Below are 21,438 nucleotides of genomic sequence, written 5' to 3'. Positions count from 1 at the left end.
ACCATGGCAATATAGACAAAATAAAGGACGTGAAATGGTAAGAAATTGATAAGTGATATCAAAATCTATATTCTATTTTTCACAACCAATCCTATGCACGTTGAGTTGGTAGCGTTGTTGTCTAGAGTGGATGAATAGGGATAGTTGAAGTGTTAATATAACAAGGTTTTCCAGTGATTTGGGAAGATGCTAATCCTGGGGGATCTTATTTTTATTTAAGAGAAAATGGAGCGGGAGATTGAAAGAGAAATATAATATGAATATCGGATAAGGCATGGGCTTTTGTTTATGTTAAATTGACCCAAGATTCATACCCATATACAATGATGTTAATAGAATTATATGACGGTCAATTAAAAATATAATCGAGGGGATAATTATGTTAAGTATTGAGGAATACATTGCAAGAAGAAAAAAAGAAGATAAGTTAAATGAATTTGATATTGATGCTCGTATACAAAATATGAAAATTTGTGTTGATTATATATTTGAGTATTTTAATAATTACCTGGATATCACGGAAGCTGAAGAAAAAACAGTATTACATAATGAAAGGCTAGAGAAATATCGAAAGCAACTTAGGGAGTATGACCCTGAGGTTAGAGAATGGCTTGTTGGTATTTATAATGATTATGGAAAGCAAGTGCATAGACATACGGGAAACATTTTGAAGGAGAATAAGCTATTCTTTCTATGTAGTACTGATAATGAATTTAGAAATGTTTCTTATGATTGTTATTCACAGCTTATTAAAAAGTTGCCATTTTTAAAAAATCAGACTGAAATGCTTTTCTTTTTAATAAAAGATTATCACAGGGTTGAAAGCGAGCAAAGGTTTAATTTTGGAATCCCTGCAATATCTGAAGAGGTTACTGAATGGATTGAAAAAACATGGGCAAAGCGACAAGTAAATTTACTGGCTTTTGCCTATGCGTGGATAAATTACTTTTTTGAAAATGAAGATATTTGGCCGACAACGCATAGAAAGAAAAGTCAACACACTTGGAGAAAATATGATTATGATTATAAGCAGAAAAGTAATCTCTTTAATCTTGATTCATTATATAGAAAGATGCCGAAAAAGGTTTTCATTAAAGGGAGAAAACAAGAGTTTGAAATACTAATGATGTACTATTGGCTTCATGATATGGATAGTGATGTTGATTACTGGCAGGAGTACTTAGAGGTAGTTTCGCCTGCATTAAAGATAAAGTAGCGCGATTCTAAAAATGAAATGTTAGTTTTACATTGGATGATATCGGAAAAAATATTACAGGACTGCGGGTGACAAAATGGACAGTGATAAAAAAGTTATTTATGATGATTTATACAAATACATAGTAGGTGAATTAGCAAATTGTATTGATGTTGAAATATTCTCTATCGCTACAATTGAAGAACTAGGTGAATTCTATTATAAAAAAACTTTAGCACAGGTCAGCGGAGCAACAGATACATTTCTTCAATACGTAATTCGATTTATGGTTTATGAAGAAACCGTATTTGAAAATATAGCTGATTATTATAAAAGTCTATGTAAGATTATTAGTATAAAAAAGTTACCGAGCAATATGTTGAGAGAAGTGGAAACAGAATATGATGAAGTTTTTGTTCGGAAATACAATTTAGTTTTACAGAAAGCTAATGAAGCAAAAGAAGATATTAATAATAGACTTCAAAGCCTTAAGACGTATAGTGATTCACTAAAGACAGTTTCAACAAATCAATCATTTATGCGGGATTTAAGTAGTGATGAGTTAAGATTGCATAGATATGGAAATGAATGTAATTTATTGAGGACAAGAAAAGAAATGATTGAATACTCAGTAGAGTATATGACGAAAAAATTAATGGAGTTTTGCGATATACATGATGTAAATAGTGTTGAGATAGCAATACGAGAAGAAGCTCTGAAATTGTCAAAAAGTGATATAAAGGAAGCAACGGTTTCTTTTATAACATATAAAGATGTTATAGAAATTACTGAAGATAATCTTGATAGGGCGTATGCATTATTTTATAAAACAAAATTTTACACTGCCATAGAAAAAGCCAGAAAAATAATTTATGCATCACAATATAACTTAAGTGAAGAGGAAAGCGTTAGACAGTATGAAATAGAAATAGATAAGATTCCAAAGATAAATGACTTACAATATCAAAAAGAAAATGACCAAGAGGCATATTTAATATCCTTGAAGGAATTTATGTCTGAAAATCTAATAATAGAAGATTTAAAAAAGATGGTAGCTGAGAGTATATGCTTACGAGATAGAAAGGATATATTAACAAAATGTATAGAGTTATATAGTGTAGGGGAATTCGAGATTTTAGGAAATATTGCACCGATTCAAATAGAAGGTATGTTTGCGGACTTCTTAAAGGATACAACAATATTCAGGCGATTTACAAGGTTAGAACTTTATGCTGGAGCTGTTTTGAGAGAAAAAATCAAATATTTACAAGATGTAAATAGTGATATATATCCAGAAGCAGTTGAATATTTTATGTTTTATTTTAATAATATTATTAGGAATAAGGTAGCTCATGGTAACTATAAAAGTATATTTAAAGATAGTACACAGGCAGAAATTTTTGCTATAGAAGTGATTTTAGACATGAATATGATTGTTTATATGCTATCTAGAAAAAGTGAAGCAGAAAAAATGTATCGTTTTATAAGTGGGTATCAAAATTATTATAAAAAGGTTATTAAGTCTGAGCATCTCTGCTTTGGTGCATTGTTAAATGATTTGATAGGTGACAAAATTATTTCAAATTATGATTCTATTGAAAAATACCGTCCAATCCAAGTTGCATATTGGATAGTTAATCCGTATTACGAGAAAATTTATGAAACAGTGGGGAATAAAAAGGAGTTGCTTGAACTGAGAAATCAGCTTCTCAGTAAAGAATTTTGGATATATGTTTTAAATGTATTAAATGATATTATTGAAACGGGATATGATTACAAAAGAATTAATATGGAGTTTATTTCTATTGTAAATGGACTTTTTCGTTGTAATATTACGAATGAAGTTAAAGGAATTTTAGGGGAAGTCAATGCGGCACTTCATCGAATTAAAGCTTTGGAAAATAATATATTGGTAGGCGATTCTTAAGAAGTAGACATGTTCCCACGAACGTACAAAATAGTCGATATGTTTCCACATACGACCATTTTGTTAAAAATCGCAAATACATTAATTCTATCAAATCGTCCCATGTAGAGTGTGTATCGTTGCTACAAAGAGAAACTATATAGAAATCCTTAGTTTTAAACACTTTCACAAGCATTTCGTGTTTGTAGGAGAAGGTGAAAAAAACTAGAAATAAAGTACTGAAAAACCACATTACCGTTTCAGTGGTAATTGATCTGGGGTGTGGGAACATAATAGAATAAAAAATTGTAAGGCGTTCAAATAAAATGAACGTCTTTTTTTACGCCTAAAATCGGAGAATAGAAGGTGGAATATGACAAAACTAACTTTGGGAAGTTTATTTGATGGTATTGGTGTATTTACATTAGCTGCTTCCCGTTATGGGATTCAACCAATATGGGCAAGTGAAATTGAAAAAGCTCCCATATCGATTACGAAACGACATTTTCCTAACATCCATCATTTAGGAGATATTACAAAAGTAAATGGTGGAGAAATACCACCTGTTCATATCATTACATCTGGTTCCCCTTGTGAGAACTTATCCAATATTGGTAAACGAGAAGGTCTTACAGGAAGTCAATCTAGTTTTATTTTATCATGCAATTCGAATTATAGAAGAAATGAGGTGTGCAACGAATGGAACATATCCAGTTATCGCTGTTTGGAAAAACGTCATGGGAGCTTTTTCATCAAATAACAGGCTGGATTTTAAGGCCGTGCTTGAATCGTTCACAAATACCGAAATTCCAATGCCTGCTTCTGAAGTCTGGGCAAACGCTGGAATGGTCCAAGGGATGATGTTAATGTAGCCTGGCGATTGTTGGATGCCCAATATTGGGGAAGGCCCACACTTGCTCAAAGAAGAAGACGTATCTTTCTCGTGGCAGATTTTGGAGGATCACGTGCCACAGAAATATTATTTAAAGCCCGTGATTTGAAATCGGTTTTTACGTCTTGCGGAGAAAGCAGGCAGTCCTCCACCATTACCAGTAGAATATCTTCTCAAAAAGCAGGGGGGAAAATACCCATCATCCGTCCCTTTCAAGAAAGACGTATGCGAAGTACGGCAAAGGAAAGAAACGAAAAAGGGTTTCACGGCAGTTTCGGAAGAACAGGAGATCCTTTTCCCACTTTGCTCGCAGGATCCGTAAATTATTTTTCATTTTGGTATGAAGGAGAAGAAAAAGAAGGATTTATTCGTCAGCTTACTCCATTAGAATGTGAACGTTTGATGGGATTACCAGAGGGATGGACAGCCTTTGGATATAGAGATGAAGCTATAAATGATTATGCTAGATACAAAGCAATTGGAAATGCGATAGCCGTACCATGTACGGAATATATTATGGCTGGTATTGCAGAAGTATTATAGATAAAAAACTAACGTGTGTAGACATTGGTAAATTGAACTGCAGATTTTTTGAGTTGAGCCTATTAGGGAATGTTAAATTGGTATAATTTTCTTGGTATGAATATAGAAGTCAGTTACTTTATGATAGACTTATATTAACTATTATATTGATAAGGAGACTGACAAATGTATTTATCCAACTTACAAATAAGGAATTTCAGAAATTATAAGTCCGAAATTTTTGAATTTATAAAAGAAACTAATGCTATTATTGGAGAGAACGATGCTGGAAAAACCAATGCTCTTACAGCTTTACGAATTTTATTAGATGATAGTTATTATTACAGCAATAAAACACTAAAGGAATCAGACTTCTTCAGTGAAATTGATGGTGGTTGGCGAGGAGAATGGATAATTATTGCAGCTACCTTTGAAGGAATCACTGAGGAAGAATTGAACAATGAGGTTTTTGCAAGTCTATCTGTTAATTCAGCGAATAAAATAGATGATGTAGAAAATACGAATGCTTTACGGGGGTTAATTTCAAATACTTCAGTAGAAAAAGGAAGCATTAATTTGTATATCAGACCCAATAAAAATATACGAAAGCAATTATTTAATGCTAAAGATGATACTATTCTTTTTGATGAAATAAGAAGTTCTATACGTTTAACTGATTATGAATTTTTCTATACTTCAAAATCAAATTTAGATTTTTCACATGATGATAATTATTATCAATTAATGGGAGACTTGAACTCGTATGAGGCAACGGATCCAGATGATGATGACGAGGCTTTATTAGGGGCGAAAATTGATATGGCTGATGTTTTTAAACATATATCTGTTGTGTATATTGATGCACTTAGAGATGTTCTTCGCGAAATGAAAAAACATAGAAATCCAGTGAAAAGAATTGTTGAAACAATTGAATCTAAAATATCTGTGGAGAACATTGATACCCTAAAATTAATTATTCAAAATTTAAATACAACAATCACGAATGTACCAGAAATCAAGAATATTGGAGAAAATTTAAATCGCCAATTAAATGGTATATTAGGGTCAGTATATTCTCCAAATCTACTTTTATCATCTACCTTATCAGATGATATGAGTTCTCTTGCTAAGTTTCTTTCAATGAGGCCAGAGGAAGATATTGATTTAGACTTGTTAGGATTAGGTCATTTAAACATGATTTATTTAGCTTTGAAAATTGTTGAATTTGAAGCTTGTCGATCAAGAGAATTACTAAATATAATGTTGATAGAAGAACCAGAAGCCCATATTCATCATCATATTCAAAAGACTTTGTTTGAGGGGTTGAGCCTTGAAAAAACTTATACCCAAATATTGATGACTACTCATTCAGTTCATTTAGCTGAGGCATCTGAAATATCCAAAATGAATATCTTGAAATCTTTTAATAACAGTACGATTGTTATGCAACCATCAAAATACCTCAACATTTTTGCTGAACAACGACTTGAAAAAAAGAATTTAAATTTGATAAAAGCAGTAGAACGATATTTAGATGTAAAGAGAAATGGCCTACTTTTTTCAAAAGGTGTTGTTTTAGTTGAAGGTGATGCGGAAGAAATAATAATACCCGAAATTATTAAAAAAGTTTTTGGCTTAAATCTTGATGAGCTAGGAATTGGTTTGATTAACGTGGGAAGTACGGCATTTGAATACGTTGCCAGTTTATTTCATGATGATCGTATAAAAAGAAACTGTGCCATCGTTACCGATCTAGATAAACAAGTTATCCCGGAGACAGATTCTCTATATAAAAAAACTGCTGAAGATAACGGTCTGAAGAGAAAAGAGAAACTAACTCGATTATTTGACGATAATAAGTGGATTAAAACATTCTACGCTGATACAACTTTTGAATTGGAATTTCTTGAAAGTAATAAGAACATTACGAAGTATGTTAAATCTATATTAGATGACACATTTGACCGACCAACCACAGTCCAGAAATATATCAGTGAATTAGAGGGACAAGATGTTTTGATGCGAAACTTAGCGATGTTGAAGCTAGCTAGAGAAGTTGGAAAAGGGTGGTTTGCAATAGAGCTTGGCCAAAATTTAGATATTGCAGCTAAAATTCCTCATTACATTATAGATGCAATTGCTTTTGCTTGCCAAGAATCTGTAGATATTTCAATTTATAAAAAAATAGCACTATACACGCTTAATTACTACGATAAAGAGAAAGACTCAAAGATAGCCCAGATAACAAATAAAATAGATTCAAATAATGAATATGAAATTAAAGAAGGCATTAATGAATTTTTAGATTGTTTTTTTGAAGAAGATGAGGATAGTGTTCGTTTTATCAATCAAATGGATAATTATCTTAACATTTTAGGTACAGAGGTTTTAACATGGTAGAAGAAATTACTCGATATTTAAAAGATTTAAATGCCGAGCAGAAAAGTGTAGTTCAAAGCAATGATAATCTTTATGTTACTGCTTGTCCTGGTAGTGGAAAAACTAGGGTACTAACTAGGAAAATTGCGTACCAAGCAACAAAATATAAAGATTCATTAAAAAAAATTATTGCAATTACTTACACTAATAGAGCCGCTAATGAAATTAAGGAACGGTTAGAGACCTTGGGAATAGAAGAGAATAATGTATGGGTTGGAACGATTCATCAATTCTGTTTGGAGTTTATAGTATACCCATTTAAAATGAATTTGGATAGAATCTCAAAAGGATTTACAATTATTGATGATTATACTAAAAGAGAATATCTCAATGAAATAAATGAAATCTTGAACTTGAAACTAAAATCATTTGAGCTTGAGAAAATAGATTTATCTCTTTCATTGGACCATGAAATTGTTGAAGAAGAATATCCAAAAGTTTCCGAAATATACCATGAAATTCTAAGGGAAAATAAAGAAATAGACTTTGATATGATTCTACTCTTAGCCTACAGGATTTTATTTGAAAATAGTATTGTTACTATTAATATCGCTAACAATATCCGAGCAATTTATGTTGATGAGTTTCAAGACACCCGAAATTTACAATATGGAATAATTGGAAGTCTTACAAGGAGAAATAAATCAATTCAAACTTTATTTGTTGGTGATATTGATCAAGCAATATATGGTTCTCTAAACGGAATAGCAAAATCAATAGAAGAACTTGAAAAGGTTACCATCCAAACTTTTATTCCAAAAACTTTACATGGATGTTATCGTTCTACCCAAAGGTTAGTAGACTTTTATTCAAATTTTCAAAGCATGCCCTATCGAATTGAGAGTCGAGGATCTAATAGAGATGAGATTGGGATTATTAAGTATAATTTCAAAATTAATAAGCAAGACTTACCACAGAAAATTAAGAAAGTTATACTAGAAAGATTAGAAAATAATGTTTCGGAGGAAGATATTTGTGTAATATCTCCCCAACACTATCCTCTGTTTGCTTTGAGTGAATATTTAAAAAAGGAATTGCCCACTTGCAATTTTGATGCCATTACTGTATCGCCAATTAAAGTAAATGATCATAGTGCTTTTTTTAAACTGGCTGTCTTATATTTTACAGAGCCCGGAATAAAGGTTCGAAAAAGGAAATTTATTGCGAATGAAATCCTAAATATTTTTACAAATGAATTTGGTATAGAAATTGGAGAACAATTTATTAATCTTGATCTGTTAAAAATAATTAACTCAGCAAAAAAGAAATTTATTGAAAATGACGGAGTAGAGCTATATAAATTTGTTACGAACTTATTATTTACTCGGCTCAAAATCAGTAAAGAAATAAATCCTACTATTTTCAAACAATATGAATTGTTTCTTAAAGATATGATTCAAAGAATAAATAACAATTCTCTATCAAGAGATTTAGGCAGTTTTTATAGAATGTTTAAGCAAAATAAAGGAATTACTATTACGACAGCACATAAAGTTAAAGGAGAGGAATACGATACCGTTATAGCTATTAATCTTTTAAAAGGCAAGATTCCTCATTGGGAGGAAGTGATTAATGGTTATGATCAAGGGGAAAATTCCGCAAAGAAATTATTATATGTTATTTGTTCTAGGGCTAAAAGGAATTTATATTTATTTTCGGAAGAAGGATATTTAACTACTAGATCCGGCACACCTTTGATTCCAACTCCTTTATTAAAAAATGTAACTTTTAACTATAATAAATAATTTTAATAGCTATTAATTCCAGCTCTTTTAAAACAAAAAGGGTCAGAGTTATCAAATTTCTAATGATAAATTTTAAAGTTTTTTCTCTAGAATATTAAATTAATTGGTGGTATTACTAAAAAAATTATTTCAGGACGTTCAGAAATGGATGTCTTTTTTCTTGCTTAAATTTAGTTTTTTATACAGAAAGGGGTTGATATTATGGTACAAATCAGAAAAGGACGATCTCCCCCACTCCGAGTTAAGCATCATACGTATTTAAAATTCAATCAAATTATTAAAAAGAAGAGAGGTAAAAAATATGGAACTAAAATATGTGATTCCGAATATGGAAAAAACATTTGGGAATTTAGAATATGCAGGAGAAGGTAAAGTCGAACAACGTCGTATTAATGGACGTATGACAACACTTTCTCGCAGTTATAATCTGTATTCCAATATTCAACGTGCAGATGATATTGAGGTGATCTTGCCACAAGAAGCTGGAGAAAAGTTTTTTGAACATGAGGAAAAAGTAAAATTAGTGAATGCAAGAATAACCGCAGAAGGCTATAAAATTGGTGATCGCGGATTTGCAAAATATATCTTACATGCAGATGACATGGTCAAAGCATAAGGAGGAATAACACATGAGATTAGCACAAGGTATTGTCATTGATAAGGAAAAAACGTTTGGTTTATTAAAATTTTCGGCATTACGTCGTGAAGTGTTTCTTCAAAATGAGGATGGCACGGTATCATCGGAAGTCAAAGAACGCACGTATGATTTAAAGTCTCATGAACAAGGTCGCATGATTCAAGTAAGTATTCCTGCTTCTGTGCCTTTGAAAGAATTTGATTACAATGCGGAAGTAGAGCTTATAAATCCTGTCGCAGATACCGTCGCAAATGCGACTTTTCGTGGTGCTGATGTCGATTGGTACATCAAGGCAGATGATTTAGTCTTAAAGGGAAAAGCGACAACATCGACTAGTCATGTTTCAAAGTCTACTCCTGATAAGGATAAATAATGAATATTTTCAAAGGACGAGGGAAACGCATTAAGGAAAAAGATGCTTCCCTCGTTTTTCAATTTATATTCTTTGGGCTGGTTGGTATATGGCTCGTTTCCTTTATTCTCTTTCATCTGCCCTTTTTACTCTCTACCACATGGCAATTGGATGACTTTCAAGGACACTTTATCAGCACCTATGGATTGGTGACCTTGTTAATTAGTCTTGCCTTGACTGCTGGATGTGCATATCTCTATTATCGCTATCGGTATGACAAAATAAAACAAGTCATTCACCGTCAAAAGCTCGCAAAAATGATTTTGGAGAACGGATGGTATGAAACAAAACAACTTACACAAGAAGGCTTTTTTAAGGATATTCCATCCAATAAAACGAAGGAAAAAATCAGCCATTTTCTAAAGATGTATTATCGGTATGAAAAAGGATTATTGTATATTCAAGTGGAAATAACGCTTGGTAAATATCAAGAACCCCTTTTACATTTAGAAACCAAATTAGAAAGTGGTCTGTATTGTGAATTGGTATCAAAAGAGTTACATGATTCCTATGTGGAGTATGTACTTTTCTATGATATGATTGCGAACCGTATTTCGATTGATGAAGTTGTTGCACAAAATGGACGCCTAAAGCTTATGAAATCAATGGATTGGGAGTATGATAAGCTGCCACATATGTTAATTGCTGGTGGAACAGGCGGAGGAAAAAGCTATTTTATTCTTACATTGATTGAAGCGTTACTCAAAACAGATGCAAAATTGTATATTTTAGATCCGAAAAATGCCGATTTAGCCGACTTAGCTACTGTGATGCCTGATGTGTACTACAAAAAGGAAGATATGATAATCTGTATCGATGAGTTTTATGAATTTATGATGGCCCGTAGTGAAGAAATGAAACAGATGCCTAACTATAAAACAGGAGAAAACTATGCTTATTTGGGCCTATCTCCCCACTTTTTAATTTTTGACGAGTATGTAGCATTTATGGAAATGCTTGCTTCTAAGGAAAATACAGCGGTGTTAACCAAACTAAAACAGATTGTTATGTTAGGGCGCCAATCTGGATTCTTCCTTATTCTTGCTTGTCAACGTCCAGATGCAAAATATCTTGGAGATGGAATAAGGGATCAATTTAACTTTCGAGTAGGATTAGGTAGAATGGGTGAACTCGGATATGGTATGCTTTTCGGCAGCGATGTACAAAAACAGTTTTTCTTAAAACAGATTAAAGGCCGAGGGTATGTTGATAAAGGGGATAATGTCATTTCTGAATTTTATACACCTCTTGTCCCAAAAGGTCATGATTTTCTAAAAGAAATTGGAAAGTTAGTGTCATAAAGGCTGCCCAGTGCGGTGGCGTGCAACGCGGAAGCCGCCGTGCTGGGCGAAGCCTGCGTGGCTTTAGCCACGCTTTACCCCCCGTTTCTAACAGGGGGGTAGAAAAACAATAGGAAACTGTTTCAAAAACCCATGAACGCCTGATGGCACAAGGGTTTGAAATACATGAGAAAGGTGTCAACTTTTAAGCTCTAGTTGACATCTTTTTTAGTTGGGAGGAATGCAAATGAATCCAATTTCTTGGTATCAAGTATTAAAAGACAGACGATTAGAATACGGTATATCACAAAATAAGCTGGCAGTACACGTTGGCATTACAAGGCAGTATGTAAGTGAAATCGAGACAGGAAAAGTAACGCCTTCCGATTCCCTACAAACTGCTTTGTTTGAGGTGCTGGAACAATTTAATCCAGGCGCTCCATTGGAAATTTTATTTGATTATGTGCGAATCCGATTTATCAACACAGACCCTATTCCAGTCATTGAAGATATTTTACATTTGAAAATGGAATACATGCTGCATGAGGACTATGCTTTCTATTCGTACCTTGAACAATATGTCTTTGGCGATATTGTGGTGATGGTTTCGCCTGATGAAGACAAAGGTTGTTTGCTCGAATTAAAAGGCAAAGGATGTCGTCAATTTGAGAATTTTCTACTCGCCCAACAGCGAACATGGTTTGATTTTTTTGTGGATGTATTTCGTGTTGGTGGCGTCTTTAAACGTATTGACCTTGCGATAAACGATAAGACAGGCATATTAGACATCCCATTTCTCACAAAAAAGTGCCACAACGAGGAATGTATTTCTGTTTTCCGAAGTTTTAAAAGCTATCGTTCTGGTGACTTAGTGCATGGTGAGGATAAGCCAGATATAGGAAATACTCTTTATATTGGTTCTCTGAAAAGTTATGTATATTTTTGTATCTATGAGAAGGACTATGAACAATTCGTTAAATATGGTATTTCGCTGGAAGATACAGACGTGAAAAACCGCTTAGAAATCCGATTAAAAAATGATCGTGCCTATCATGCAATTGTTGATTTAATGAGCTACGAGGACGCTGGACGAACCGCTTTTTCGATCATCAATCGCTATATCCGTTTTGTAGACAAAGATGAAAAGAAGCGTCGCAGCAATTGGAAAGTCAATGCAGCATGGCAGCGTTTCTTAGATTTAGGAGAAAATCGAAAAATATCGTTAACCACAAAACCTGAACCCTATACCTTTGATAAAACATTACGGTGGCTGGCAAGACAGGTGGCACCCACTTGGAAACTGGCAACGAAGCTGGATGAAGTCAATAATACAACGGTGATGAAGGACATGTTGAAACAAGCAACCTTAACAAAACGTCATCAAAAATTGCTTATGCAGCAGGCAATGGCGACCGAAGATGTGATTCGAATTTTTAAAAATGAACTATAGAAAGGAGCCACGTACATGAATTTTGGACAAAATTTGTATAACTGGTTTTTGGACAACGCTCAATCCTTAGTGTTAATGGCAATTGTGGTCATTGGGATTTATTTAGGATTTAAGAGAGAGTTTTCTAAATTAATTGGATTCCTCGTTATTGCTTTAGTGGCTGTTGGACTAGTCTTTAATGCAAGCGGTGTAAAAGATGTGTTATTAAACTTATTTAACAGAATCATAGGGGCTTAATATTACTCGAACTTTTATAAAAGCTGGGTCTAGCAAGAGCGATAACGCGGTAATAATGTGGCACTTAATTAATCAGAACATTATAGTATGCGAAAATTTTTCTTAAACTTCCTAAAATGATATAATTACTCTTATATTGTAAAGATATGAGGGGGGAATATAATTGGCATTTGAGTTTAAATTACCAGAAATTAAACCTTTATTGTCGGACATGGGTAAAAATAATACAAAGATGGATAAATTTAAATTCAAATTCAATAAAGTTGAATTTGAAGTTATAATCTTTATCGATAGAAAACCATATGAATTACTTTTTGGCATAGTTGATAGAAACTTTAGCTTTATTCTATATTTAGAAAAAGGCTATAAACTTTCAAATTTATCTAAACAAGATTTTTATAAGTTATGTGAAATACTCAATCTAAAGCCAGGTAAAGAAACATTTACTTCATTTAAGTTTTTAAAACATTTTGCTAAACAGTTACCCATTCAATATAGTAAAAGTAATATTGAACCTCATGAAATTGCCTGGTATAAAGCTAAATATGTTCCTGAACCTGATAAGATTTATTTTCGTGGTTGGCGAACTTACAGCCCAGATAGTCCACATTCGGCCAAAAACTTTGAAAAAACACGAGAATTTTTAGGTGAAGAGACCTACCAGTTTTGTAAGAAAAATAATATCAGTTCTCGATGGACTGCTGAACCCAAAAAACGGGTTGACTATTATCCACCCGATTAATAAAAAATTTAAAGTATTCAAAAACAGCTAACTGTTTAAAGTTAGCTGCTTCAATATTTTTGCCTATTTAAATTTATCCGCTTAGGGTGAAACTTAAATCCAACCGTTTTCGGGAATTCATTGTTCTCTTCATCAATTTTAACTTTCAAATTTGAAATAGCATAAATTTTCTTATTAAACTCTTATCCACAGAATCGCTCCCGTTAATGGAGAGTAAAGAATACTATTGAAAAGAATGACGAAAATAACCATTCCATCCTTATCTATTAGTACCACTCTATAGGTTCATTAACAAAAATAAGCGTTCTTCTCTAATTATTGGAGAGTACCTCAACAATAATTTCTTCAATTTCAGTTTGCAACCGGTTGGTATATTCAAAATCTATTTGCACGTTTTGTAACATAATTAAAGTAAACTTATTATCCAAATAGCGATTATATGTTGTTGTATATCCAGGCCAACCTCCGCCGTGACATACGATGTTTCCTAACTGGTCGTTCTTTTCGAGCAACCAGCCAAAACCATAATCCTCGATTTCACCATTATTTAACTTCGTTGGTTTAAACATTTCATGCCGTAGTTCTGCCTCAATGAAGGAATCGTCATATAGTGATTGATCAAGGCGTAGTAAATCATAAACGGTACTATGCACCATTCCATCCCCTTGTATGCCATCCAAAAACTTTACAAAGTTAAGATCAGGTAATTCGTCAGGCAATACAAAAGAGTTACTGTCCGTATCATAAACATAACCCCATGCATAATCATTAGGGATCTCTTTTAAGTTCACCCGGCGATTATATACTTTTGTATGTTTCATGCCCAATGGCTGAAAGATTTGATCTTTTAAAAACTCTCCAAACGGCTGACCACTAATTCGCTCAATTAAAATTGCTAGTATAACATAGCCAGTATTGCTATACATCCATTTTTCATTGGGTGCAAAATAAGGATCAGGCTTATATTGCTCTAACGCATCTAGCACATCTTTATTGGTCGCAATATGTTCAGGATTCCAAACATTTGCAATCAATTCCATGTAATCAGGTAATCCAGAAGTATGAGTGAGCAAGTGTCGTATATTTATGGATGGGTATGGTAATTCGGGTAACCACTTAGATACCATGTCACTCCAATCTAATTTACCTAATTGGTACAAACGAATAATTCCCAAAGCAGTAATTGGTTTTGAAACCGAAGCAAGATCAAAAATGGAAGACGTAGTTAACCAACGCGTGTCTTTAATTTCTGCTAATCCCATTGATTCACAAAGTAATATTTCTCCTTCATGTGCTACAAGAATAACCCCATTAAACCAATTCAATTCTTTTATTGAATTTATGTGCGAATTTAACTTTAATCTGAGTGCAGTATTTATAGTATTTTCCATAGACTGTTCTCCTTCCAACTCCATCATCTTTTATTATGGTCTAATCCCCTTGGTAAACAAGGGGTTAAAACCTTTTCAAGTTAAGATATTGCTTGAACATTATTATTCATATAACAACCATACAAGCTCCTTCAGTTATTTCCACAGATAGTTAATTCAAAAATAACTTTGCCGCCAATAAAATATGTCAACTGCTTGATCGGTTCTAATAACATACCCTTGTCTCCTTAATTGAGGGAATCAAAAAATCCCTCCGTCATAATAACGGAAGGAACAGTCTATCGCTATCCAATTATCCCATGAATCAAATGAGTAGAGGTATCTTTTTTATTCAGTAAAATACTAAATTTACTAAATTATTGTAAGATACCCGAAAAAGAACTAATGCGATCTAGTTAAACGCTCATTAGGGGATAGACATTCAAAATGGACAGACTATTCCTGTTTTCCGTTCGAATCAATGCATTACATTTACGGAATTACAAGATTAGTTGATCATCGTCCACCCGTCAGTCCTTTCCCTTTTAATTACATACAGTATACGATTTCTCATACAACCTTGCAAGTAAAAAATGACTATAAGGATTTTTACTGTTCTTTTTACTAAATTAAGAGTCAACGTGTTCATATAGTGCCATTATACAATTTTTTTGCAAAAAAAATTGATGTTCAAATTCTCCTCTTTACCATCCATTCAACCTCACTCCTAACGCTCTAATCTTTGTTTAACTGCATGGGTAAGGTCCGTTTGTTGAATAAGTAATGCTATAATCTCTTATATGATAATTCAATCATGCACAATAATCCCTATTGATTATCTAAGCACCTATGATCCGATTAAATAGGTTTAACAATACGTCTTTCACTCCACTTGCATTAAAGACTAATCCCACCGCAACCAAAGCAATAATTAAAAAACCAATCAGTTTAGAAAACTCTCGTTTAAAACCTAAATAAATTCCAATTACGACGATTGCCATTAATACTAAAGATTGTGCATTACTAAGAAACCAATTGTACAAATTTTGCCCAAAATTCATTTGAATTTCTCCCTTCATAAATTAATCAATCGTTGCTTGACAATGGTTGAATCACTTTCTCTATGGGAATGGTTTGTTGCATGAGTATCTTTTGATGACGTTCAGATAACTCTACCTGTTCCAACATATCCTTGATTACACTGGTTTGATTAAGTTCATCTATCTTTGTCGCTAGTTTCCAAGTAGGGGCAACTTGGCGCGCAAGCCACCTTAATGATTTATCAAACGTATAAGGTTCAGGTTTTGTCGTTAAAGAAATTTTTCTATTCACGCCTAAATCAATAAATCGTTGCCATTCCTTATTCACTTTCCAACTGCTGCGACGTTTTTCCTCGTCTTTATCGACAAAACGAATATACCGATTAATAATCGAAAAGGCGGTTCGCCCAGCGTCTTCATACGTCATTAAATCGACAATCGCATGATAAGCACGATCATTTTTTAAACGAATTTCAAAACGATTTTTCACATCTGTATCTTCGAGTGATGTTCCATGTTTCACGTATTGTTCGTAATCCTTCTCATACGCACAGAAGTACACGTCACTTTTTAAAGAGCCAATATATAAGGTATTTCCCATGTCAGGTTTTTCTTCATTCTGTACAAGTTCACCAGAGCGATAGCTTTTAAAACTACGAAAAATAGAGATACATTCTTCATTACGGCATTTGTTAGTTAAAAATGGAATATCCAATATGCTTGTCTTATCGTTTATCGCAAGATCAATTCGTTTAAAAACTCCACCATTCCGAAACACCTCCATAAAAAAATCGAACCATGTTCGTTGTTGGGCTAATAAAAAATTTTCAAATTGACGACATCCTTTCCCTTTGAGTTCGAGTAAACAACCTTTATCGTCATCAGGAGAAACCATAACCACAATATCGCCAAAAACGTATTGTTCCATATAAGAGTAAAACGCAAAATCATCATGTAACATGTACTCCATTTTGAGTTTCAAAATATCTTCAATGACAGGCTTTGGGTTTGTCGTTAAAAATCGAATCCGTACATAGTCAAATAAGATTTCGAGTGGAGCCTCTGGATTAAATTGTTCTAGAACATTGAACATAGTATTTTGTAATGTTTGAGTCGGAGTCACTTTACCAGTTTCAATTTCACTAATATATTGTCTTGAAATTCCAATATGAACAGCCAGTTTATTTTGCGACACACCATATTCCAATCGTTTTACTTTTAATTGTTGATACCAAGGTACTTGATTCATGTGCATTCCTCCAAACTAAAAAAAGATGTCAACTAAATCGTAAAAGCTGACATCTTCTTCATATGCTCCAAACCGTTGTGCCATCAAGTGTTATAGGCTTTTGGAACAGTTTCTTATTGTTTTTCTACCCCCCTGTTAGAAATGGGGGGTTAAGGCGTGGCTAAAGCCACGCAAGGCTTAGCCCAGCACAGCGACTTTCGCTTCGCACGTCGCTGCACTGGGCAGCCTTTTAGCTAGATAATTTACCAATTTCTTTTAAAAAGTCATGTCCTTTTGGGACAAGGGGAGTATAAAATTCAGAGATCACACTATCCCCTTTATCGACATATCCACGTCCTTTGATGGGCTTTAGGAAAAACTGTTTTTGTACGTCCGATCCGAAAACCATGCCATATCCTAGTTCTGACATGCGTCCTAAAGCAACCCTGAAATTAAAATTATCCCGAATTCCATCTCCAAGATATTTTGCGTCTGGTCGTTGACAGGCGAGGATCAAGAAGAAACCCGCTTGTCGTCCCAACATAACGATTTGTTTCAGCTTACTCATGACTTTAACGCTCTCTTTCCCAATCATTTCCATAAACGACGTGTACTCGTCAAAGATTAAAAAACGAGCAGGCAAGCCTAGATAGGCATAGTTTTCACCTGTCTTGTAGTTCGGCATGTTTTTCATTTCTTCATTGCGTGTCATCATGTCCTCATAAAATTGGTCAATACAAGCAGTCATATCTTCCTGTTTGTAATAGACATCGGGCATGACAGCGGATAAGTCCGCTAAATCAGCATTTTTAGGATCGAGAATATATAGTTTTGCGTCTGTCTTTAATAAGGCTTCAATGAGTGTGAGAATAAAATATGATTTTCCACCGCCTGTTCCACCAGCAATCAGCATATGCGGCAGCTTATCATATTCCCAATAGAAGGATTCCATGAGTTTTAAGCTGCCATCTTGTGCAATGACTTCATCAATGGAAATACGGCTCGCAATCATATCATAGAAAAGCGTGTACTCCACGTAGGAATCACGTAATTCTTTCGATACTAATTCACAGTACAAACCGCTTTCTAACTTAGTTTCCAAGTTTAGTAATGGTTCTTGAAATTTACCGAGCGTAATTTCCGCCTGAATATACAGCATTCCTTTCTCAAAACGATAATAGATTTTAGGAAAGTGGCTGATTTTTTCCTTTGCTTTATCAGAAGGGACGTCTTTAAAGAAACTTTCTTTGGTGACTTGTTTTGTTTCATACCAGCCATTCTCTAAGACCATTTTGGCGAGTTTTTGACGGTGAATGACCTGTTTAATGTGATCATAACGATAACGGTAATAAACAAAGGCACAAGCTGCTGTTAAAACCAGACTGATTAGCAGCGTCACTAATCCATACGTGCTAATAAAATGTGCTTGAAATGTATCAAGCTGCCATGATGTAGAAACTAAAAAGGATAGATGAAATGGCGTAAAAAAGAGAAACCACATTCCAAATAACCGAGTAAATACAAATTGGAAAACGAGGGAAGCGTCTTTTTCTTTAATCCGTTTTCCTCGTTTTTTTAAGAGCTTCATATTTATTATTCCTTATCGGCTGGCTTTTTTACTGATTTATCACCAACTGGTGCAGCTTTTTCTTTTAAGACCAAATCATCTGCCTTTATGAACCAATCGACATCCGCACCACGAAAAGTGGCGTTTGCAACGGTATTAGCCACAGGGTTAACCATTTCCACCTCTGCATTATAATCAAATTCTTTTAAAGGAATAGAAGCAGGGATACTGACTTGAATCATCCGACCTTGTTCTTTCGATTTTAAATCATAGGTGCGTTCTTTGACTTCGGATGATACCGTTCCATCTTCATTTTGTAGAAAGACCTCACGTCGTAATGCAGAAAACTTTAATAATCCAAATGTCTTTTCTTTATCTAGGATAATGCCTTGTGCTAATCTCATGTGTATCCTCCTTATGCTTTGACGATGTCGTCAGCATGTAATTTGTAGTTTGTAAAACCACGATCTCCGATTTTATAACCTTCTGCGGTAATACGTGCATTGACTAATTTCACTTTATCTTCATGTTCAAAGAATTTTTCCCCAGCTTCATTAGGAAGAACGACCTCAATATCATCTGCTCGTTGAACATCTGAATACAAATTATAGCTGCGGGATAATGTTGTCATTCGTCCATTAATCCGTCGTTGTTCGACTTTTCCTTCTCCTGCATATTCTAAGTTACCAAATGTTTTTTCCATGTTCGGGATTACATATTTTAATTCCACGATACAGACCTCTTTTCTTATTTTAGTTTTTGATTCATTATTAATAATTAGGCATAAAGGGAGTGGGAGGGGAACGAGAGTTAAAAATCTGCATGATTCATCGCTCCTTATGCGTCTTGAAAACGATAATCTACTCGTCCATAAATCACACACCAAAAGACAACCATTGTTTCATCTTGTTTATCACGCACCAATTTTCCATGAAGAAAAAATGGGTAATCTTCAATTTCAACCTCATTCATGACGAAATGATCTTCAATCCATTCCAAGACCTTATCTTCGTATATTTCCTGTTCGTTCATAGACATCATGTAGCGTTCTCTTTTTTATTTAATTTGGTCAAAACAACTGTCTGTTTCTAAATAATTACACAAAAAATAGACACCTCAATTTGAAGTGTCTATCTATTTCGTATTTAATTTTCATAATGGAAGTATCTTTTATTGTTCTTAACTTTTCTAGGATGTATAGTCGTATCAAGACTCATTCAAAAGTAGTAAATTAGTGGTAAAACGGATTACTTAATCCTAGAAAGGCATTAATAAATCCAATGTTTATGCGCATAATCTGATTTTTATACTATTTTTATTTAATTATACAGCAACTAATTCCGCTAATTTAGCCGCAACTACTTCTATTGGCTCCTCAATAGTGCTTAAGCCACTTCGCGAGCCAAGTAACGGACTAACTTCACGTAAATCTTCAAAAGTCGTATCATGTACAATTGGTACAAGCAAATCACGAGCAAGCAAAGCTGAAAGTTCTTTATCTGCTACTCCTTCTCCCTTAACACGTTCAAGAAATGAGGGTGTGACCAATACAATACCGACACGAGATTTTACCAATCCTTTATCAATTTCACGGAGTAATGACGAACCTAAAAGAACATCCTTTTCACTGAACCAAACAGTTACACCTTTAGATTCAAGTATGTCGTGTAATTCTTTGGCTGCACCTTTACGGTCGTCCCAAGCGTGACAGAGAAAAACATCTCGTAAATCTGGAAATTCCGAACGCTTTTCAACATTTTCTCGTACAGGAGTAAGCGTTCGAATTTCCGCAGGGGTATATAAAATAGTAGAGCCTGCTGATGACCAACGTGCTTTCGTCCTAGTTTGTCCGCCACCACTGCTACGGCTTGTCGAACTGTTTGATAATGAGGAGTATGAGGAAGGATACGAGGAATAAGAGTTATAACCTCGGTAGCCACCTCCGCCACAAGCTGGACAGTTTGCTCTTCCACTTGCTGTACGATGACCATTAACTGGTGCTGTGCATCTTGCCATAATTTTAACCCTCCTAATTTTAAAGAAAAATTTATTCATCTGATTGTTATTAAAATTTCGATTTCTAACTTCTGTTATTATACCACTTGTGCAATTACAATTCTATTTCTTTTGCCAGTTCTGCATATTTCTAGAACTGAGAATTTGCCACTAGTATAATGAGTCATGCGAACAGTAGTAAGAAGTGTTCAGAAGTGGAGAACTGTTATCAAAGTGGTGCGTTAATAAAAACAATGTGAGTGGCAGTCCCATTCAATTTCCGATTTAACTAGTGTCTGCTTAACAATGATGATAAGCTACCTTCTGTCCAAGTAATACTCCAGTCTTTTTTCCATAGATATGTTCTTTTAAATTGTATAAAATTATTATTAATATAAGGAGGTTGGAACTAAGAATGAAAATTGGCAGTGGGTGCAATAAAAGCTTTTTAATAGCAATGACAATGTCATAGATTGATTTAAACATCTCATTTTTCTTTTCAAATAAAACTGTTAGTACAATAATAATAAATATCCAAATTAATATGGAAATTTCTCTTGTGCTTACTAGTCTCTTCCTTAATTCTTTTTATAAATATATCATTATTTTTGTAATAATTGCCGTTACAGTATACAAGAGAAAATAAAAAGCCGAAATGATTTCTCATTCCGACTTTCCTATTTATTAAAATCAGTGGCACACTTTATGGCAATTTTCATGTTTTTATAGTTTTTGATATATCCTGAAATCCTATCATATCAACGATATTGCACTATATTGT

At 33.8% G+C, this 21,438-nt stretch carries 20 protein-coding genes; 12 read left to right on the top strand and 8 right to left on the bottom strand.

Annotated features, from left to right (window positions below; genetic code table 11):
* Positions 1 to 379: 379 nt before the first annotated feature.
* The 12 genes from B494_RS0115110 to B494_RS20250 all read left to right on the top strand — a co-directional run bounded on the left by B494_RS0115110 (position 380) and on the right by B494_RS20250 (position 13,457).
* Positions 380 to 1,216: a hypothetical protein gene (locus B494_RS0115110; RefSeq protein ID WP_017473222.1), complete on the top strand. Its 837-nt coding sequence runs from the start codon at positions 380 to 382 to the stop codon at positions 1,214 to 1,216.
* 76 nt (positions 1,217 to 1,292) lie between these two features.
* Positions 1,293 to 3,122, top strand: a complete 1,830-nt coding sequence (locus B494_RS0115105) for a hypothetical protein (RefSeq protein ID WP_017473221.1) — start codon at positions 1,293 to 1,295, stop codon at positions 3,120 to 3,122.
* A 352-nt stretch (positions 3,123 to 3,474) separates the two neighbouring features.
* Positions 3,475 to 3,861 carry a DNA cytosine methyltransferase gene (locus tag B494_RS21510; RefSeq protein WP_241211435.1) on the top strand — a complete coding sequence of 129 codons (387 nt, stop codon included), beginning with the start codon at positions 3,475 to 3,477 and terminating at the stop codon, positions 3,859 to 3,861.
* Between the two features lie 69 nt (positions 3,862 to 3,930).
* Positions 3,931 to 4,536 carry a DNA cytosine methyltransferase gene (locus tag B494_RS21505; protein WP_338131638.1) on the top strand — a complete coding sequence of 202 codons (606 nt, stop codon included), beginning with the start codon at positions 3,931 to 3,933 and terminating at the stop codon, positions 4,534 to 4,536.
* Between the two features lie 165 nt (positions 4,537 to 4,701).
* Positions 4,702 to 6,915 (top strand): ATP-dependent nuclease, encoded by a 2,214-nt coding sequence (locus B494_RS0115095; RefSeq protein WP_017473220.1) that lies wholly within the window; start codon positions 4,702 to 4,704, stop codon positions 6,913 to 6,915.
* Positions 6,909 to 8,699, top strand: coding sequence for a UvrD-helicase domain-containing protein (locus tag B494_RS0115090; protein ID WP_017473219.1), 1,791 nt, complete (start codon positions 6,909 to 6,911; stop codon positions 8,697 to 8,699). The genes B494_RS0115095 and B494_RS0115090 overlap by 7 nt, the downstream gene beginning before the upstream one ends.
* Positions 8,700 to 9,000: 301 nt before the next feature.
* Positions 9,001 to 9,315, top strand: coding sequence for a YdcP family protein (locus B494_RS0115085; protein ID WP_017473218.1), 315 nt, complete (start codon positions 9,001 to 9,003; stop codon positions 9,313 to 9,315).
* Positions 9,316 to 9,328: 13 nt separating this feature from the next.
* Positions 9,329 to 9,709 (top strand): YdcP family protein, encoded by a 381-nt coding sequence (locus B494_RS0115080; protein WP_017473217.1) that lies wholly within the window; start codon positions 9,329 to 9,331, stop codon positions 9,707 to 9,709.
* The gene (locus B494_RS0115075) at positions 9,709 to 11,049 is read left to right on the top strand and encodes an FtsK/SpoIIIE domain-containing protein (RefSeq protein WP_017473216.1); all 1,341 of its coding nucleotides are present in this window, start codon (positions 9,709 to 9,711) and stop codon (positions 11,047 to 11,049) included. The genes B494_RS0115080 and B494_RS0115075 overlap by 1 nt, the downstream gene beginning before the upstream one ends.
* Before the next feature lie 211 nt (positions 11,050 to 11,260).
* The gene (mobT, locus tag B494_RS0115070) at positions 11,261 to 12,478 is read left to right on the top strand and encodes a MobT family relaxase (RefSeq protein ID WP_026065276.1); all 1,218 of its coding nucleotides are present in this window, start codon (positions 11,261 to 11,263) and stop codon (positions 12,476 to 12,478) included.
* Positions 12,479 to 12,493: 15 nt separating this feature from the next.
* Positions 12,494 to 12,715, top strand: coding sequence for a hypothetical protein (locus B494_RS0115065; RefSeq protein WP_017473214.1), 222 nt, complete (start codon positions 12,494 to 12,496; stop codon positions 12,713 to 12,715).
* 163 nt (positions 12,716 to 12,878) lie between these two features.
* Positions 12,879 to 13,457, top strand: a complete 579-nt coding sequence (locus B494_RS20250; protein ID WP_017473213.1) for a DUF6037 family protein — start codon at positions 12,879 to 12,881, stop codon at positions 13,455 to 13,457.
* Positions 13,458 to 13,768: 311 nt separating this feature from the next.
* Here B494_RS20250 and B494_RS0115055 read toward each other — a convergent pair whose 3' ends face one another.
* The 8 genes from B494_RS0115055 to B494_RS0115015 all read right to left on the bottom strand — a co-directional run bounded on the left by B494_RS0115055 (position 13,769) and on the right by B494_RS0115015 (position 20,678).
* Positions 13,769 to 14,848, bottom strand: a complete 1,080-nt coding sequence (locus B494_RS0115055) for a serine hydrolase domain-containing protein (RefSeq protein ID WP_017473212.1) — start codon at positions 14,846 to 14,848, stop codon at positions 13,769 to 13,771.
* An 818-nt stretch (positions 14,849 to 15,666) separates the two neighbouring features.
* Positions 15,667 to 15,888, bottom strand: coding sequence for a hypothetical protein (locus B494_RS0115045; RefSeq protein WP_017473211.1), 222 nt, complete (start codon positions 15,886 to 15,888; stop codon positions 15,667 to 15,669).
* Between the two features lie 25 nt (positions 15,889 to 15,913).
* On the bottom strand, positions 15,914 to 17,116 hold the full coding sequence (gene mobT / locus B494_RS0115040; RefSeq protein ID WP_017473210.1) for a MobT family relaxase: 1,203 nt from the start codon (positions 17,114 to 17,116) through the stop codon (positions 15,914 to 15,916).
* Positions 17,117 to 17,345: 229 nt separating this feature from the next.
* A complete protein-coding gene (locus B494_RS19570; protein ID WP_017473209.1) occupies positions 17,346 to 18,683 on the bottom strand; it encodes an FtsK/SpoIIIE domain-containing protein in 1,338 nt (445 codons plus the stop codon).
* Between the two features lie 5 nt (positions 18,684 to 18,688).
* Entirely contained in the window at positions 18,689 to 19,066 is a 378-nt protein-coding gene (locus tag B494_RS0115030) for a YdcP family protein (protein ID WP_017473208.1), read from the bottom strand.
* Between the two features lie 11 nt (positions 19,067 to 19,077).
* On the bottom strand, positions 19,078 to 19,392 hold the full coding sequence (locus B494_RS0115025; RefSeq protein WP_017473207.1) for a YdcP family protein: 315 nt from the start codon (positions 19,390 to 19,392) through the stop codon (positions 19,078 to 19,080).
* Positions 19,393 to 19,499: 107 nt separating this feature from the next.
* A complete protein-coding gene (locus B494_RS0115020; protein WP_017473206.1) occupies positions 19,500 to 19,703 on the bottom strand; it encodes a hypothetical protein in 204 nt (67 codons plus the stop codon).
* A gap of 282 nt (positions 19,704 to 19,985) precedes the next feature.
* Positions 19,986 to 20,678 carry a toll/interleukin-1 receptor domain-containing protein gene (locus B494_RS0115015; protein ID WP_017473205.1) on the bottom strand — a complete coding sequence of 231 codons (693 nt, stop codon included), beginning with the start codon at positions 20,676 to 20,678 and terminating at the stop codon, positions 19,986 to 19,988.
* Between the last annotated feature and the right edge of the window lie 760 nt (positions 20,679 to 21,438).

Source organism: Amphibacillus jilinensis Y1, from assembly GCF_000306965.1.
GTDB classification, from domain to species: Bacteria; Bacillota; Bacilli; order Bacillales; family Amphibacillaceae; genus Amphibacillus_C; species Amphibacillus_C jilinensis.
This window is presented reverse-complemented; position numbering and strand designations above follow the sequence as displayed.

Excerpts from the sequence above, each read along its gene's own strand:
- B494_RS0115020 (WP_017473206.1), bottom strand. The coding sequence starts at position 19,703 with ATGATGTCTATGAACGAACAGGAAATATACGAAGATAAGGTCTTGGAA.
- B494_RS0115110 (WP_017473222.1), top strand. The coding sequence starts at position 380 with ATGTTAAGTATTGAGGAATACATTGCAAGAAGAAAAAAAGAAGATAAG.
- B494_RS0115090 (WP_017473219.1), top strand. The coding sequence starts at position 6,909 with ATGGTAGAAGAAATTACTCGATATTTAAAAGATTTAAATGCCGAGCAG.
- B494_RS0115065 (WP_017473214.1), top strand. The coding sequence starts at position 12,494 with ATGAATTTTGGACAAAATTTGTATAACTGGTTTTTGGACAACGCTCAA.
- B494_RS0115045 (WP_017473211.1), bottom strand. The coding sequence starts at position 15,888 with ATGAATTTTGGGCAAAATTTGTACAATTGGTTTCTTAGTAATGCACAA.
- B494_RS0115080 (WP_017473217.1), top strand. The coding sequence starts at position 9,329 with ATGAGATTAGCACAAGGTATTGTCATTGATAAGGAAAAAACGTTTGGT.
- B494_RS0115105 (WP_017473221.1), top strand. The coding sequence starts at position 1,293 with ATGGACAGTGATAAAAAAGTTATTTATGATGATTTATACAAATACATA.
- B494_RS0115030 (WP_017473208.1), bottom strand. The coding sequence starts at position 19,066 with ATGAGATTAGCACAAGGCATTATCCTAGATAAAGAAAAGACATTTGGA.
- B494_RS0115015 (WP_017473205.1), bottom strand. The coding sequence starts at position 20,678 with ATGGCAAGATGCACAGCACCAGTTAATGGTCATCGTACAGCAAGTGGA.
- B494_RS0115075 (WP_017473216.1), top strand. The coding sequence starts at position 9,709 with ATGAATATTTTCAAAGGACGAGGGAAACGCATTAAGGAAAAAGATGCT.
- B494_RS0115055 (WP_017473212.1), bottom strand. The coding sequence starts at position 14,848 with ATGGAAAATACTATAAATACTGCACTCAGATTAAAGTTAAATTCGCAC.
- B494_RS19570 (WP_017473209.1), bottom strand. The coding sequence starts at position 18,683 with ATGAAGCTCTTAAAAAAACGAGGAAAACGGATTAAAGAAAAAGACGCT.
- B494_RS0115095 (WP_017473220.1), top strand. The coding sequence starts at position 4,702 with ATGTATTTATCCAACTTACAAATAAGGAATTTCAGAAATTATAAGTCC.
- B494_RS21510 (WP_241211435.1), top strand. The coding sequence starts at position 3,475 with ATGACAAAACTAACTTTGGGAAGTTTATTTGATGGTATTGGTGTATTT.
- B494_RS0115085 (WP_017473218.1), top strand. The coding sequence starts at position 9,001 with ATGGAACTAAAATATGTGATTCCGAATATGGAAAAAACATTTGGGAAT.
- mobT (WP_017473210.1), bottom strand. The coding sequence starts at position 17,116 with ATGAATCAAGTACCTTGGTATCAACAATTAAAAGTAAAACGATTGGAA.